We start from the raw sequence: 15,564 nt of genomic DNA, 5'->3' as shown, positions 1-15,564 counted from the left end.
GGCGCGGCCCGCGGGGTGGCAGGGTGGCGTCATGGCAGTGGTGAAGATCAACGCGATCGAGGTCCCCGAGGGCGGCGGCGAGGAGCTGGAGCGGCGGTTCGCCCAGCGCATGGGGGCGGTGGAGGGCACGGCGGGTTTCCTGGGGTTCGAGCTGCTGCGCCCGGTGCGGGGGGAGAGCAGGTACTTCGTCTACACCCGGTGGGAGACGGAGGAGGCGTTCGCCGCGTGGGCGTCGGGCGGGGCGCGCGAGGCCCACGCCGGGGAGCGGGCCCGTCCGGTGGCGACCGGGGCGAGCCTGCTGGAGTTCGAGGTGGTCCTCGGGGCGGCTCCGCGCGGCTGAGCCCCCGCCGCGGCGGGAAACCGCTCCACGGGCGGGAGAGGACGGGCCGGGCACCTGGTGGAGCCCGGCCCGTCCGCGCGTCCGGGAGGGCGCGGCGCGCAGCGGTGTGTCCGCCGTTTCCGGCGCGAGAATCGCGCACTCCCCCAACCATTGACGTTGAGTAGTCGGAAAACTCCGAATCGTCACCACAACGCGGACATCGAGGGCCTCGACTTTGTAACTGTCTGTTCCATGCCGGTCAGCAGTCCGCTATGGTCACCACGGTCGGCGCAGAAATCGGCCGACTTCGACTCGGGGGCGCTGCAGTCGATGCGGGGGGACCGCCGTGAGTTCTGACACCACCACGCACCACCGACCCGTCACCACCTCAGGAACGGCGGCCACCGCGACGAGCACCGCGACGCGGTCGATCGCCCGGCTGGTCGTGGCGCCCCACTGCGACGACGAGGTCCTGGGGTGCGGAGGCCTGCTGGCCAAGTACCCGCAGGACTGCGGCGTCGTCGTCCTCGCCCAGCCGGACACGTTGCGGCTCAAGGAGTTCGAGCAGGCACGCGAGGCGCTCGGCTACTCCGCGACGTGGCTGCTGGACCTGCCGGACGGTTCCGTGGGCGCCGACATGAGGAAACTCGTCGGGATGCTCGACCACGTCGTCGACGTCTACCGCCCGGAGGAGATCTACCTGCCGTTCCCGTCGATGCACCAGGACCACGTGGCGGCCTACGAGGCCGGCCTCAGGGCCTCGCGCATGGCGATGGGAACCCGTCACTGGTTCACGCCCACGGTCCTCGTCTACGACGTCACCGCCTACGACGTCGCGCTCTACCCGACGGACCTGCGCTGGAACTACTTCGAATCCCTCACCGAGGAGCACGTGGACCTCAAGGTCGAGGCCTTCGCGTGCTACGCGTCCCAGGCGGTCAACGGCCCGCACCCGGCCAACGAGCTCAAGTCCACCGCGCGGTCGCTGGGGAGCCAGCGCCAGACGGCGTACGCCGAGCAGTACGCCCTGGTGCGGACCATCCGCTGACCCCGAGCGGGACCGCCCACCACCACCCCGCCACGGCGGGAGCGTGGCAGGGGGCCCGCACAGCCGGGGAACCGGCTCCGCTCCACCGTCGATCCCGGCCCCGGACCCCGGCCGGCACGGCGGAGCACCACCCGTCGGGTACACCGGCGGCGCGGGCGCGCCGGGAGGGCGTGCCCTCCCGCCGCACCCGCTCGTCACCGCCGCCCTGAGCACGGTGCACCTCCGCCGTGCCCGGACGGGCACCGCACACGCACACCGCGTTCTGCACCGGGGGGAACTGTGATCGTCGCGAGTCACCAGGCAGACCTGCTGCCCTATTCCGGCTTCTGGTACAAGATGGCCAAGGCCGACCTGTTCGACCTGAAGATCTACGACCAGTTCGTGGACCGGGGGTACCAGCGCCGCGTCCGGATGCGGGGCACCTGGGCGTCGCTGCCCGTCGTCGGCAGCCCCAAGTACGTCCCCATCTCCGAGGTGAGGATCGACCCGGTCGAGTCACCCAGGGCGCTCGCCAAGCTCGTCCACGGCCGCTACCGCGGCGCGAAGCACTGGGACAAGTACGGCCCCATGCTCGAGGACGCCATCCGGTCCCTGCACACGGACCGCCTCTGGCACTTCAACGTCGAGCTGATCCTCCTCGTGCGCGAGGTCCTCGGGATCCGCACACCCGTGTCGATGAGCGTCGCCACGCAGGGCCGCGGCAGCGTCGGCCTCATCAGCGTCCTGAAGACCTACGGCACGCCCACCTACCTCTCGGGGACCGGCGCGCGCGTGTACATGGGCGACTGCCGGGAGTTCGACGAGGCGGGGATCCCGGTCGTGTGGTCGCCGCACAAGCCGGCGACGGGGGACTCGATCCTCAGCGTCCTGATGGACTGCGACGACCCCATGGAGGTCGTGCTCGCGGAGCACGAGGAGGGCACGGAATGAACCGCGTGGTGGTCGTCGGCCTCGGGTACGTCGGCCTCCCCCTGGCGGTCAGGGCGGCGCAGGTCGGCCACCGGGTGTTCGGCCTGGACCTGGACACCGCCAAGATCGAGGCGCTGCGGACGTGCCGCAGCTACGTGGAGGACGTCACCGGCGACGAGCTGCGCGAGGTGACGGCCGCCGGCCGCTTCTGCGCCGCCGCACAGCCGTCCGAGCAGATGCTCGACTTCGACATCGGCGTCATCGTGGTGCCCACCCCGCTGCGGGACGGCGTGCCGGACCTGAGCTACGTCGAGGCCGCCGGGCGGACCCTCGGCAGGTACCTGCGCCCGGGCGCCACCGTGGTCCTGGAGAGCACCACGTACCCCGGGACCACGGAGGGGCTGCTCGCGCAGGCGCTGGAGGAGGAGAGCTGCCTGCGGGCGGGCGTCGACTTCCACCTGGGTTTCTCCCCCGAGCGCATCGACCCCGGCAACAAGGTCCACACGCTGCGGAACACCCCGAAGCTGGTGTCCGGCACGACCCCGGCCGGGCTGGCCGCGGTGCAGGGGTTCTACGACACCCTGGTGGACCTCACCGTCCCGGTGAGCAGCCCGCGCGTGGCGGAGATCACCAAGCTGTTCGAGAACATCCAGGCGAACACCTGCATCGCCCTCGTCAACGAGATGGCGGAGATCTGCCACGAGCTGGGCATCGACGTGTGGGAGATGGTGGACGCGTCGATGACCAAGGGCCACTCGATGGCCTACTGGACCCCCGGCCCGGGCGTCGGGGGCCACTGCCTGCCGATCGACCCGATGTACCTGGCGTGGCTGGCACGCCACGAGCTCGGCCGCCCGTTCCGGTTCGCGGAACTCGCGTACGAGATCAACGCCTCGCGACCGGTGAGCGTCGCCGAGCGCGCGGCGGCCCTCCTCGGCGGGCGCCCCGGCGCGCAGGTGCTGGTGCTGGGCGCGGCGTACAAGCCGAACGTGGGCGACGTGCGCGAGAGCCCGGCCGTGGACGTGGTGCGCGAGCTGCAGGCCAGGTCCCTCGACGTGACCGTGGTGGACCCGCACGTCACCGACTGGACGCTCTCGCCGGTGCTGCCGTTCGAGGACCTGGTGCCGTCGCTGTCCCGCTTCGACCTGGTGGTCGTGGTGACGGACCACGCGGTGTTCGACTTCGACAAGGTCGCGGCCGGCGCACGCCTCGTGCTGGACTGCCGGCACGCCCTGACGCCGTCGGCCAACGTGGTGGCCCTGTGACCTTCCGCAGCCCGGTGGCCGCGGTGGTGGCGCTGGCGGCCGCCCTGCTCTGGGCCGTCCCGTCCGCGCTGCCTGCCGCGGCCGGGGCGGCACCGCCCGCGCCGGCGCCCGCCGCACCACCGGCCCCGGCAGCGGCACCGGCACCGGCAGCCGCCCCACCGGGGCGGACCGTGGTGTCGCTGACCTTCGACGACGGCTTCCGGGGCCAGGAGCTCGCCGCCAGGATGCTCGCCGACAAGGGCATGGCCGGCACCTTCTACGTCAACACCGGGAGCATCGGCTTCCCCGCCTACCTCACCCTGGGTCAGCTGCGGGAGATCCACGCCGAGGGCCACGAGATCGCCGGGCACTCGGTCAACCACGAGCACCTGACGGAACTGCCCCCCGAGCGCGTGCGCGCGGAGGTGTGCGACGACCGGGCCACCCTGGCGGTCCTCGGCTTCGACCCGCGCAGCTTCGCCTACCCCTACGGCGACCAGGACCCCGCCGTGCGCACGGTGGTGCAGGAGTGCGGCTACAGCAGTGCACGGGACTCCTCCGGCCTGTACGACAGCCCCACCGAGTGCGGGGACTGCCCCAAGGCCGAGGACCTGGCGGACATGGACACCTGGCGGATCCGCACGCACGACACCACCACGACACCGGAGCTGCTGCAGCGGCGGGTGACGCAGGCGGAGGCCACGGGCGGCGGGTGGGTGGTGCTGGTGTTCCACCACATCTGCACCTGCCCGGAGAAGGGCACGGGCACCATCAGCCCCGCGGACTTCGCCGCGTTCGTGGACTGGCTGTCCGCCCGGGGGGCGCAGACCCGCGTGGAGCGGGTGGACCGGGTGGCGGGCGGGCCGCTGCGCCCGGTCGTCGGCACCGCGCTGGAGCGGCTCGTGGACCCCGTCCCGGCGCGGCCGGAGCGGGCGCGCTCGATCGCGTTCAGCATCGGCAGCGTCGGGATCGGCCAGTCGCTCGTCATCGCGGTGGGCCTGGTGCTCGCCACCCTCCTGGTGCTGGGGTACCGGTACGGCACGAGAGGCAGGCGTCATGTTCAGCCGACGCGGTAGGCACGCACGGCGGGGGCCCTCCGCCCCCGCACGCGGTGCCGTCCCCACGACCGGCACCACGACGGGCCCCGGCCGCCACGCGCGCCCGGCCCTCCGACCGGCCACGCCGGGCGGGGCGAGCAGGGCGGCAGGGCGGAGCCGGCCGATGCGCGGCGGCGCGCGCGCGCTGGCCCTGCTGTCACCGGTGGTGTTCCTGGTGTACGTGGTGTGGAGCTACGTCGGCTGGGCGTCCACCGAGGTGGCGTTCCTCATGGTGTTCTTCGGGCTCAACGCGGTCCTGGTCACGTGCTTCCTGGTCTCGGGGGTGTTCTGGCGCAGCTTCCGCCACCTCAGCCCCGCGCACGGCAGGGTGCTGTGCATCGTCCCGGTGTACAACGAGGAGGAGCACCTCGTGCACGCGGCGCTGCGGGCGCTGCTGCGGCAGACGATCCTGCCCGACGAGATCCACGTGGTGGACGACGGCTCGGTCAACCCGCTGCGCGGTTTCGACGACCCGCTCATCCGCTGGCACCGGATCCCCAACAGCGGCAAGCGGCACGCCCAGGCGCACGTCCTCCGCATGTTCGCGCCGCACGAGTTCGACTTCCTCCTGACCGTCGACTCCGACTCCGTCCTGGACGACGACGCGCTGGAGCGGATGCTCGAGGCGATGAGCGACGACCGCGTCCAGGCCTGCACGGGCATGATCCTGATGCGGAACTGGAACGTGAACTTCCTGACCCGCCTGACGGACATCAACGTGGTGACGAGCTGCCTGCTGTTCCGGATGGTGCGCTCGTGGTTCGGCATCGTCTCCCCCACCAGCGGCGCCATCGCCCTGTACCGCTCGGAGGTCGTGTACGACAACCTCGACGACTACGTCTCCTCGGGCACGGCGGGCGACGACCGCCGGCTGTCGTTCTACGCGCTCCTGCGGGGGCAGGTGGTGGGCGTGAGCGAGGCGGTGGTGGAGACGCAACTGCCGACCACGTGGGACGGCGCCTTCCGCCAGCGCATGCGCTGGTCGAAGTCCGCGTGGCTCGGCACGGGCTTCGTGTGGACGAACCTGCGCTGGCTGGTGGTGCTCTTCTACACCTTCCCGCTGGTGTTCGCGCTGCTGTGGCCGCTGGTGGTGGCGATCCTGACGACGCTGTCGGTGCGCTTCGGCAACCCGGCGCTGCTCTACGGGATCCTGTACTGGGTGGTGTGCTCCATCACCCAGACCGCGGTGTACGCGATCTACCGGCCCGGCCTGACGCTCCCGCAGCGGCTGCTGCAGTGGGCGCTCTCGCCCGTGTACCCGGTCTTCGGTCTGGTCATCCTGCGGCCGGCGGCGTACGCCGCCCTGACGAAACTGCGCTCCACGAGCTGGCACACGCGGGAGGTGGCGCCCCCGGCGGGAGAGCCCGACGTGGTGGACGTGATCGATCTGACGGGCGGCGCGGGCGTGACGGCTGGAGCGGGCGTGACGGCCGGAGTTCACGGGACGGCTGGAGTTCACGGGACGGGTGGTGCGGGGGTGGTGCCTGCGCCACCGTCCTCCACGCCCTGAGCAGGAGGGCAGGCCCGCAGGAGGTGTCGGGCTGCCCGTCGGCACCTCCCGCGGGGGCGTTGACCCCTTCGGGTGACACGTCCTCAAGTTTTCGCGGCACGAGGCCTCAAGTTCCCGCGGGGGGTGGCCGATGGGTTGTGCATGGCACCCTTCGATTCCTCTCCCTCCTTCCACGCCCCTTCCCGTCGCTCGTTCCTCGGCCTCCTGGGCGCGGGCCTCGCCGCCGGCGCCGGCGCGCACGCGATCTCCGCGGCGTCCTCCGCCGCCGCCGCCGCCACCGGGTTCCGTGACGTGATCAGGAGCGTCCCGGGCCTGACGCACTACTACCCGCTGGACTCCGCCTCCCGCGCGCAGGACGTCGTCGGCGGTGTGCACGGCACCGTCCACGGCAACGTGACCTTCGACTCCCACGCGCGCTTCGACGGCCGGAGCCACATCGAGCTGCCCGACCACGACGACTTCTCCGTGGCCACCCGCGGCGCCCTGACGATCGTGGTGTTCAACACGATCGACAACTGGCGCGGCGCCGGCGCCTCGGAGTACGTGCACTGGATGGGCAAGGGCACCTCCGGCAACCACGAGTGGGTGTTCCGCCACTACGTCCAGGGCGGCACCGGCGAGGCCGCGAGCCGCCAGTACCGAACGAGCTTCTACCACTTCAACCCGGCGGGCGGCCTCGGTGCCGGTTCCTACTTCCAGGACCCGGACGCCGCGGGCACCGAGCGCATGGTCAGCGGCATGGCCGACATGGGCACGATCTCGATGTGGAAGAACGCGGTCCAGCGCGACTCGGACCCGATGTCGGGGTACAGCATCACCCCGCGCAACGCCGGCGCCCCGGTCCGCCTGGGCACCCGCGACATGACCACCGGTTTCCTCGTGGGCCGCCTGCGCCGCGTCGCGTTCTTCAACCGCAAGCTGACCCAGGCGGAGCTGCAGCGCATCTACGACGCGCGCAACCTGCCGGAGTTCGGCACCACCACCCCTGCGCCGACGGGCCCCCTCGTGGTGACCGCCGGCAACGGCTCCTCGTACCCGCTGAAGGGGTACAACGTGTCCCGCACCGCGGACGCGCTGGTGGCCTACACGAACGCCGGTCAGCGCACCGGCACCAACCAGTACGGCACGGAGGTCGTCGTCCGCGACGGCAGGGTGGTGGCCGTCTACAAGGCGCAGACGGGTATCACCGTGCCCACCGGCACCGTCGTGCTCAGCGGCCACGGCAAGGCCCGCGACTGGCTGAACGCCAACGCCCCGGTGGGCGCGAGCATCAGCGTCCCGCGGCAGTGAAGAGCGCTGTCGCGCGGGCGGCGCACGGTGCGCCCCGCACGGCGCTGACCGGCGCCCCGCGCGCCTGACGTGAACGGCCGGAGGGCCGGCCCCACCCGGGGCCGGCCCTCCGGTGCGTCCGGCGCGGAGATTCCCCGAAACCCCTGTGAGGACGTCATCACGCGGAGTAACGTGACTGCGCGGGACGACGTCCGGCCACCATCCCGCCGCCGTCCCGCAGAGCCCCGAGCCGGTCCGGCCGGGGCGGGTGACTCGTCACGTCGGGAGACCTCCCATGCACGCAACGACCTCACGAACCCTCCTCGTCGCCGCGGCCACCGCCGCGGGCGTCCTCGCGCCGGCCCCCGCCTCCGCCGCGCCCCCCACCTCCTCCGCGCTTCTCGCCCCCGCCTCCACGGTGCTCGCGGACGAGTCCCCCGGGATCGACGACACCGCGACCCTGGTGGGTGGCACGGTCCGCCCGCACGGACGCTCGGCGCGGGTGGAGTTCACCCTGAAGTGCCCGCGGGGGGACCGCTGGACGGCCTCGCTGTTCATGGTCCTGGTGGGCAGCGGCGCCCCCGACGACATCACCGCCCGCACGTGGACGCCGGACCCCTCCGGAACCTGCTACGGGGTGCGGCAGAAGGTGCGGCTGACCGTGCACTCCCAGCCGGTGCGGGTGTGGGACTACTCCACCGACCCGCCGGTCCTGGTGTCGGAGCAGGTTTACCCGATCCCCCGCAACTGCAGCGCGGAGTACGGGGTGACGTTCACGGGAACCGGCTGGCACGTCGCCTTCGACCGGGGCGGCGCCGACGGTGGTCCCGACGGCCCCGGCCCGCGGTTGTGCCTGCGCTGAGACCCGCGCCGGGACCGGGGCGCCGCGCGCGGTGAGCCCGCGCGGCGCCCGTGGCTGCTGTGCCCCGGGCACCGCGCGGGGTACGGTGAGCCGTGCGACGCTCCTGGGCGGCGGTGGGCGCCGGTTTCGCCGTGGTGCTGGGGCTGACCGCGGTACTGGCCCGGCCCGCCCCCCCGGCCGGGGTCCGGGAGCTGTACCCCACCCGGCCGGACGGCATGCGCTGGACCGCCTCCTGGCAGCAGCCCCGCACGTTCACGACGACGGACCCCGCGGACCCCTGGTTCGACGCGAACGGCGGGTCCGGTTCCTTCCGCGCCGGCGGGGGCCTGCTGGAGATCAGCGGGCAGGCCCCGCGCATGTACGTGCGCGACCCCGCCCTGCGGCGGCAGTGGCGCGACGTCGAGATCACCACGTACTTCCTGCGCCGCTCCGACGACGGCGTGCCGTACGCCGGCATGGCCGCGGTCGCCCGCTCCAACCACGGCATCACCGGCGACGTCGACGAGGACCTCTGCGACAGCCGCGGCTACGGGGCCAGGATGCGCTACGACGGCCTCGTGGACTTCGAGAAGGAGACGGCCCACCCGGCGAACGAGGCGGCGGCGAGCAAGGTCCTGTGGCCCAACGGGATGCCGCGGGAGCGCTGGTTCGGGTTCAAGTTCGTCGTGCGCGACCTGCCGGGCGGTGCCGTGCGGCTGGAGTTGTGGCTGGACGAGACGGGCCCGGACGACGCCGACGGCTGGCGGCTGGTGAACGAGCTCGTGGACGACGGCGACGACTTCGGCGAGGAACCCTGCGCGGAGGGCATCGACCCGGAGATGCCGCTGACCGCCTCCCCGCGGCGGGCGGGCTCGGAGTCCGGCAGACCCAACCTCAGCGTCTACTTCCGCAGCGACGGGGTCCACGAGAACGGCCTGGTCTACCGGCTGGGCAGCATCAGGGAGATCGCGGCGCCGGACCGGTGAGCCCCGCGGGCGGGCGCCACCCGCGGGCCCCGCACGCGGCAGGGCCCCGGCCCGGACGGGGACGTCCGGGCCGGGGCCCTGTGCGGTGGCCGGTCGGTCAGCGGGCGGCGGTGCCCTCGACGTAGTCGGAGTCGTCCGACTTCACCCACGACATGAGCTTGCGCAGCTCGCGGCCGGTGGCCTCGATCGGGTGCTGCTCGCCCTGCTCGCGCAGCTTCTTGAACTCCGGCGCACCGGCGTCCTGGTCCTCGATGAAGCGGCGGGCGAAGCTGCCGTCCTGGATGTCCTTGAGGACTTCCTGCATGCGCTGCTTCACCGAGGCGTCGATGACGCGCGGGCCGGAGACGTAGTCGCCCCACTCGGCGGTGTCGGAGACGCTCCAGCGCTGCTTGGCGATGCCGCCCTCGTACATCAGGTCGACGATGAGCTTCAGCTCGTGCAGGCACTCGAAGTACGCGACCTCGGGCTGGTAGCCGGCCTCGGTGAGGACCTCGAAACCGGCCTGCACGAGGGCAGAGGCGCCACCGCAGAGGACGGCCTGCTCGCCGAACAGGTCGGTCTCGGTCTCCTCGGTGAAGGTGGTCTTGATGCCGCCGGCGCGCAGGCCGCCGATGGCCTTGGCGTAGGCCAGGGCCAGCTTCCACGCGTTGCCGGTGGCGTCCTGCTCGACGGCGACGATGACGGGCACGCCGCGGCCGTCGGCGTACTCGCGGCGCACCAGGTGGCCGGGGCCCTTGGGGGCGACCATGACGACGTCCACGTCGGCCGGGGGCTTGATGTAGCCGAAGCGGATGTTGAAGCCGTGGCTGAAGAACAGCGCCTTGCCGGCGCTCAGGTGGGGCTCGATGTCCGAGGCGTACACGCCGCGCTGGAGGTGGTCGGGGACCAGCAGCATGATGACGTCGGCCTCGGCGGCGGCCTCGGCGGGCGTGACGACGCGCAGGCCCTCGTCCTCGGCCTTGGCGCGGCTCTTGGAACCCTCCTTCAGGCCGACCCGCACGTCGACGCCGGAGTCGCGCAGGGACAGCGCGTGCGCGTGGCCCTGGCTGCCGTATCCGATCACCGCGACCTTGCGGTCGGTGATGTCGGTGAGCTCGGCGTCGTCGTCGTAGAACATCTCGGCCACTTCGGGCTCTCCTCGGTGTGTGTGCGTCCCGGGGCGGTCCCGGGGGCGGTACTGGGCTGGTGCTGGGGTGGTGCTGGGCGGTGCGGGGGCGGACCGGCTCAGGCCGAGCGCAGCGCCCGGTCGGAGATGGAGCGCCCGCCCCGCGCGAGGGCGACCGTGCCGGACTGCACGAGCTCGCGGATGCCGAAGGGCTCCAGCACCCGCAGCAGCGCCTGGAGCTTCTCGGCGCTGCCGGTCGCCTCGACGGTGACGGCGTCCGGGGAGACGTCGACGACGTGCCCGCGGAAGAGCTGCACGGCGTCGAGCACCTCCCCGCGCGTTGAGGAGTCCGCGCGGACCTTCACGAGCACGAGCTCGCGCTCCACGGAGGCCACCGCGTCCAGCTCCACGATCTTGATGACGTTGACGAGCTTGTTGAGCTGCTTCGTCACCTGCTCCAGCGGCTGCTTCTCCACGTCGACCACGACGGTCATCCGGGAGATGTCCGGGCGCTCGGTGGGGCCGACGGTGAGGGACTGGATGTTGAAGTTGCGCCGGGCGAAGAGCGAGGCGACGCGCATGAGCACGCCCGGCTTGTCCTCCACCAGGACGGAGAGGGTGTGCTGGGTCATCAGGAGATCACCTTCTCGGTCCCCGAGTCGTTGGAGTACAGGTCGCCGTCGACGTCGCGGTCCCACCGGGGGCTCACGCCGCGGGCGTACTGGATGGCGTCGTTGCTGACCCCGGCGGCGACCATCGGCCAGACCATCGCGTCGCGGTGCACGCGGAAGTCGACGACCACGGGGACGTCGTTGATGGCCATCGCCTTCTCGATGACGGCGTCGACGTCCTCGGGCCGCTCGCAGCGCAGCCCGACGCAGCCGTAGGCCTCCGCCAGCTTCACGAAGTCCGGGATCGCCGCGCCGCGGCTGGAGTGGGCCCCGGAGTGCAGGTCGGTGTTGGAGTAGCGCTCGGCGTAGAAGAGCGTCTGCCACTGCCGGACCATGCCGAGGCTGGAGTTGTTGATGATCGCGACCTTGACCGGGATGTCGTTCAGGGTGCAGGTCGCGAGCTCCTGGTTGGTCATCTGGAAGCAGCCGTCCCCGTCGATCGCCCAGACCACGGCGTCGGGGCGCCCGACCTTGGCGCCCATCGCGGCGGGCACCGAGTAGCCCATGGTCCCCAGGCCGCCGGAGTTCAGCCAGGTGCGCGGCTTCTCGTACCTCACGAACTGCGCGGCCCACATCTGGTGCTGGCCCACACCCGCGACGTAGATGGCGTCGGGGCCGGCGATGGCGCCGATGCGGGAGATCACGTGCTGGGGGGCGAGGGAGCCGTCCTCGGCCTCGGCGTAGCCGAGCGGGTAGGTCTCCTGCCAGTGGCGCACCTGACCCTGCCAGTCGGCGACGTCGAGGGCCGCGCCGGCGGCGAACTCGGCCTCCAGGGCCTTGACCAGCTCGGCGATGATGAGCTTGGCGTCGCCGACGATCGGCACGTCCACGACCCGGTTCTTGCCGATCTCGGCGGGGTCGATGTCGGCGTGGATCACCTTCGCCTCCGGGGCGAAGCTGGAGAGCTGCCCGGTGACGCGGTCGTCGAAGCGGGCGCCGAGGGTGATGAGCAGGTCGGACTTCTGCAGCGCGGTGACGGCGGCGACCGTGCCGTGCATCCCGGGCATGCCCAGGTGCGCGGGGTGGGAGTCGGGCAGCGCGCCGCGCGCCATGAGCGTGGTCACCGCGGGGATGCCGGTGAGGTCGGCCAGCGCGACGAGCTCCTCGGAGGCGTCGGCCTTGACGACGCCACCGCCGACGTAGAGGACGGGGCGCCGGGCGGCGAGGATGAGCTTGGCCGCCTCCTTCACCTGCTTGCCGTGCGGGCGGACCGTGGGGCGGTAGCCGGGCAGGTCGACCTTCTCGGGCCAGGTGAACGACGTGGTGGCCTGCAGCGCGCTCTTGGCCACGTCCACGAGGACGGGGCCGGGGCGGCCGGTGGCGGCCAGGTGGAAGGCCTCGGCGACGACGCGGGGGATGTCCGCCGGGTCGGTCACGAGGTAGTTGTGCTTGGTGATGGGCACGGTGATGCCCGCGATGTCCGCCTCCTGGAAGGCGTCGGTGCCGATGGCGGCGGCGCCGACCTGGCCGGTGATGGCGACCATCGGCACGGAGTCCATGTTCGCGTCGGCCAGCGGGGTGACGAGGTTGGTGGCGCCCGGGCCGGAGGTGGCCATGCAGACCCCGACCCTGCCGGTGGCCACGGCGTAGCCCTCGGCGGCGTGCCCGGCGCCCTGCTCGTGGCGCACGAGGATGTGCCGCAGGTGCGGGGAGTCCATCAGCGGGTCGTACGCCGGCAGGATCGCCCCGCCCGGGATGCCGAAGACGACCTCGACGCCGACGGCCTCGAGGGACCGGATGAGGCTCTGGGCGCCCGTGAGGGACGCCACGGGCAGCTTCGGGTCCAGGGGCGTGCCGTCCGGGCGCAGCTCGGGCTGCGCCGGGCCGGGGAGGTCCTGGCCGGGCTGCGTGGTCTGGTCGGCGCTGCGCCCGGCGGCGCCGGCGTCGGCGCTGCTGTGCTGAGCGGTCATCTCTCAGGCTCCTGTCGGGGTGTCGGCGTGCGGCTGTCGGGCTGGGACGGCGCCCGGCCTCCTGGCGCCGGACGCGAAAAGACCCCTCGGCCCGTGGGCATGACGAGGGGTCGCGCGCACGGCCGTGACGTCAGCCGGCGCGCTGTCCGATTACTACGAGGAGCTGCACCGGGCCACCGTAGCCCGCCGCGGCGGCCGGTGTCAGCCGGGTCCCCCATTCGTCTCAGCATGCGGACCAGATGTCCAGAGGGCGGACACGGTGGGCCGTGCCCGCCCCCCGGGACCGTCAGAGGCAGACCGCGCCCACGGACGCCGACTGCACGGTGCGCGCGTACTTGGCCAGGACCCCGCGGGTGTAGACCGGCGGCAGCGGCGCCCACCCCTCGCGGCGCGCGGCCAGCTCCTCCGCCGGCACCAGCACGTCCAGGGTCTTGCCCGCCACGTCCAGGCGGATGCGGTCGCCGTCGCGGACGAACGCGATGGGCCCCGCGTCGACGGCCTCGGGCGCCACGTGCCCCACGCACAGGCCCGTCGTGCCCCCGGAGAAGCGCCCGTCGGTGAGCAGCAGCACGTCCTTGCCCAGGCCCGCACCCTTGATCGCGGCGGTGATCGCCAGCATCTCGCGCATCCCGGGACCGCCCTTGGGGCCCTCATAGCGGATGACCACCACGTCGCCCGCCCCGATCCGGCCGTCCTCCAGGGCGTCCATCGCGGCGCGCTCGCGGTCGAAGACGCGGGCGGTGCCCTCGAAGACGTCGGAGTCGAAGCCCGCGCTCTTCACCACCGCCCCGCCGGGGGCGAGGCTGCCCGAGAGGATGGTGATGCCGCCGGTGGCGTGGATCGGGTTGTCCAGCGCCCGCAGCACGACGCCGTCCACGTCGGGTGGGGCGATGTCGGCGAGGTTCTCCGCCATCGTGCGCCCGGTCACGGTCAGGCAGTCCCCGTGCAGCAGCCCCGCGTCGAGCAGGGCGCGCATGACGACCGGGATGCCGCCGATGCGGTCCACGTCGGCCATGACGTGCCGGCCGAAGGGCTTGAGGTCGCCCAGGTGCGGCACCCGCGAGGCGATGCGGTCGAAGTCCGCCAGGGTCAGCTCCACCTCCGCCTCGTGGGCGATGGCCAGCAGGTGCAGGACCGCGTTGGTGGAGCCGCCCAGGGACATCACCACCGCGATGGCGTTCTCGAACGCCTCCTTGGTGAGGATCTGGCGGGCGGTGATGCCCTTGCGCAGCAGGTTCACCACGGCCTCGCCGGAGGCCCGCGCGTAGCCGTCGCGGCGGCGGTCCGGGGCCGGCGGGGCGGCGCTGCCCGGCAGGGACATCCCCAGCGCCTCGGCGGAGGCGGCCATCGTGTTGGCGGTGTACATCCCGCCGCAGGCGCCCTCGCCGGGGCAGATGGCGCGCTCGATGGCGTCGACGTCCTCCCGGCTCATCAGCCCGCGCGCGCACGCCCCGACCGCCTCGAAGGCGTCGATGATCGTGACCTCGCGCTCGGAGCCGTCCGACATCTTCGCGTAACCGGGCAGGATCGAGCCGGCGTAGAGGAAGACGCTCGCCAGGTCCAGGCGCGCGGCGGCCATGAGCATGCCCGGCAGGGACTTGTCGCAGCCGGCCAGCAGCACCGAGCCGTCCATGCGCTCGGCGCTCATCACGGTCTCCACCGAGTCGGCGATGACCTCGCGGCTGACGAGGGAGAAGTGCATGCCCTCGTGGCCCATGGAGATGCCGTCGGAGACGCTGATCGTGCCGAACTCCATCGGGAAGCCGCCCGCCGCGCGGGCCCCGACCTTCACCTCCTTGGCGAGGCGGTCCAGGCTCAGGTTGCAGGGCGTGATCTCGTTCCAGCTCGAGGCCACGCCGATCTGGGGCTTGGCGAAGTCCTCGTCCTGCATGCCGACCGCCCGGAGCATGCCGCGCGCGGCGGTGCGCTCGAGGCCGTCGGTGACGTCACGGCTGCGGGGCTTGATGTCCACGCCGGGTGCTGCGCTGCTGTCGGGGGTCACGACCGGAGTCTAGGTCGGCGCGACGGCGTGGTGCGGTGGGTCCCGCGGCAGGTGTGACGCGGGCGGCGGCGGGTACGGGAGCGGCATGACGCACCACGACAAGCCCGAGGAGCACCAGAGCGCCTCCGCCCCCGAGCAGGACACCGACGCCGACCCCGGCACCCTCAACCCGCGCGACCTGCGCGGCGAGGCCACCGGTGACGCGGTGGCCGAGACCGACGGCCCCGGCAGCGACGGCGGCTCCGGCGCGGACACCGACACCGACGGCGACCCGGGGACGCTCAACCCGCGCGGCTGAGGGAGGTGGGGCGGATGTGCCCGGCAGGGGGAGGGTGAGCGGCGCCAGGGTCGCCGCCAGCAGCACCTGGACCGACGACGACGGGGTGCGTGCCCCGGCCGGGGAGGTGCACGCCTGGGAGCCCGGCACCAACCAGACGGTGTGCGGGCTCCCGCTGCACCGCACGGGCCTGGCGCGCTTCAGCCACGTCCCGTGGTCGGAGGTGCAGCCGGAGACCGGCAGCGTCGCGGACGAGGTCCGCTGGGTGTGCCCCCGCTGCTCGGCCGCGGCCGGCGGGCGCACCGCGGCCAAGGGCCAGCGCCGCTGGAGCCGCACCGACCCGCGGCCCTGAGCACCCCGGCCCCCGCCTCCCGAC

Annotated in this window: 15 protein-coding genes; 11 read left to right on the top strand and 4 right to left on the bottom strand. The window is 72.9% G+C overall.

The features are described from left to right. Positions 1-31: 31 nt before the first annotated feature. The 9 genes from ACYQBY_RS06165 (at position 32) to ACYQBY_RS06125 (ending at position 9,223) form a co-directional block, all read left to right on the top strand. On the top strand, positions 32-340 hold the full coding sequence (locus ACYQBY_RS06165) for an antibiotic biosynthesis monooxygenase family protein (RefSeq protein ID WP_459642941.1): 309 nt from the start codon (positions 32-34) through the stop codon (positions 338-340). A 325-nt stretch (positions 341-665) separates the two neighbouring features. Beyond that, positions 666-1,367, top strand: a complete 702-nt coding sequence (locus tag ACYQBY_RS06160; RefSeq protein WP_459642940.1) for a PIG-L deacetylase family protein — start codon at positions 666-668, stop codon at positions 1,365-1,367. A gap of 279 nt (positions 1,368-1,646) precedes the next feature. Continuing rightward, complete coding sequence (locus ACYQBY_RS06155) at positions 1,647-2,297, top strand: WbqC family protein (protein WP_459642939.1); 651 nt, start codon at positions 1,647-1,649, stop codon at positions 2,295-2,297. Next, on the top strand, positions 2,294-3,541 hold the full coding sequence (locus tag ACYQBY_RS06150) for a nucleotide sugar dehydrogenase (protein WP_459642938.1): 1,248 nt from the start codon (positions 2,294-2,296) through the stop codon (positions 3,539-3,541). Before ACYQBY_RS06155 ends, ACYQBY_RS06150 begins: the two co-directional genes overlap by 4 nt. Continuing rightward, the gene (locus tag ACYQBY_RS06145) at positions 3,538-4,596 is read left to right on the top strand and encodes a polysaccharide deacetylase family protein (protein WP_459642937.1); all 1,059 of its coding nucleotides are present in this window, start codon (positions 3,538-3,540) and stop codon (positions 4,594-4,596) included. The genes ACYQBY_RS06150 and ACYQBY_RS06145 overlap by 4 nt, the downstream gene beginning before the upstream one ends. Before the next feature lie 145 nt (positions 4,597-4,741). Then, positions 4,742-6,127 carry a glycosyltransferase family 2 protein gene (locus tag ACYQBY_RS06140; RefSeq protein ID WP_459642936.1) on the top strand — a complete coding sequence of 462 codons (1,386 nt, stop codon included), beginning with the start codon at positions 4,742-4,744 and terminating at the stop codon, positions 6,125-6,127. Positions 6,128-6,268: 141 nt separating this feature from the next. Beyond that, positions 6,269-7,417 carry a hypothetical protein gene (locus ACYQBY_RS06135; protein WP_459642935.1) on the top strand — a complete coding sequence of 383 codons (1,149 nt, stop codon included), beginning with the start codon at positions 6,269-6,271 and terminating at the stop codon, positions 7,415-7,417. A gap of 274 nt (positions 7,418-7,691) precedes the next feature. Continuing rightward, positions 7,692-8,258: a hypothetical protein gene (locus tag ACYQBY_RS06130; protein WP_459642934.1), complete on the top strand. Its 567-nt coding sequence runs from the start codon at positions 7,692-7,694 to the stop codon at positions 8,256-8,258. 92 nt (positions 8,259-8,350) lie between these two features. Next, a complete protein-coding gene (locus ACYQBY_RS06125) occupies positions 8,351-9,223 on the top strand; it encodes a hypothetical protein (protein WP_459642933.1) in 873 nt (290 codons plus the stop codon). A gap of 97 nt (positions 9,224-9,320) precedes the next feature. On the opposite strand, the gene ilvC is transcribed toward ACYQBY_RS06125, so the two are convergent. From ilvC to ilvD, 4 genes are all read right to left on the bottom strand, one after another. Further along, the gene (gene ilvC, locus ACYQBY_RS06120; RefSeq protein WP_459642932.1) at positions 9,321-10,349 is read right to left on the bottom strand and encodes a ketol-acid reductoisomerase; all 1,029 of its coding nucleotides are present in this window, start codon (positions 10,347-10,349) and stop codon (positions 9,321-9,323) included. Between the two features lie 98 nt (positions 10,350-10,447). Further along, positions 10,448-10,960: an acetolactate synthase small subunit gene (gene ilvN / locus ACYQBY_RS06115; RefSeq protein ID WP_459642931.1), complete on the bottom strand. Its 513-nt coding sequence runs from the start codon at positions 10,958-10,960 to the stop codon at positions 10,448-10,450. Then, positions 10,960-12,909, bottom strand: coding sequence for an acetolactate synthase large subunit (locus ACYQBY_RS06110; protein WP_459642930.1), 1,950 nt, complete (start codon positions 12,907-12,909; stop codon positions 10,960-10,962). The genes ilvN and ACYQBY_RS06110 overlap by 1 nt, the downstream gene beginning before the upstream one ends. 286 nt (positions 12,910-13,195) lie before the next feature. Continuing rightward, positions 13,196-14,911 (bottom strand): dihydroxy-acid dehydratase, encoded by a 1,716-nt coding sequence (gene ilvD / locus ACYQBY_RS06105; protein WP_459642929.1) that lies wholly within the window; start codon positions 14,909-14,911, stop codon positions 13,196-13,198. 85 nt (positions 14,912-14,996) lie between these two features. On the opposite strand from ilvD, the gene ACYQBY_RS06100 reads away from it, so the two are divergent. Continuing rightward, the gene (locus tag ACYQBY_RS06100) at positions 14,997-15,209 is read left to right on the top strand and encodes a hypothetical protein (RefSeq protein ID WP_459642928.1); all 213 of its coding nucleotides are present in this window, start codon (positions 14,997-14,999) and stop codon (positions 15,207-15,209) included. Positions 15,210-15,243: 34 nt separating this feature from the next. Beyond that, on the top strand, positions 15,244-15,540 hold the full coding sequence (locus ACYQBY_RS06095; protein WP_459642927.1) for a hypothetical protein: 297 nt from the start codon (positions 15,244-15,246) through the stop codon (positions 15,538-15,540). Positions 15,541-15,564 lie beyond the last annotated feature (24 nt).

The organism is Kineococcus anabasis, assembly GCF_054590795.1.
Note: the sequence above shows the minus strand (reverse complement) of the source record. Positions and strands in the feature narration are given on the sequence as shown.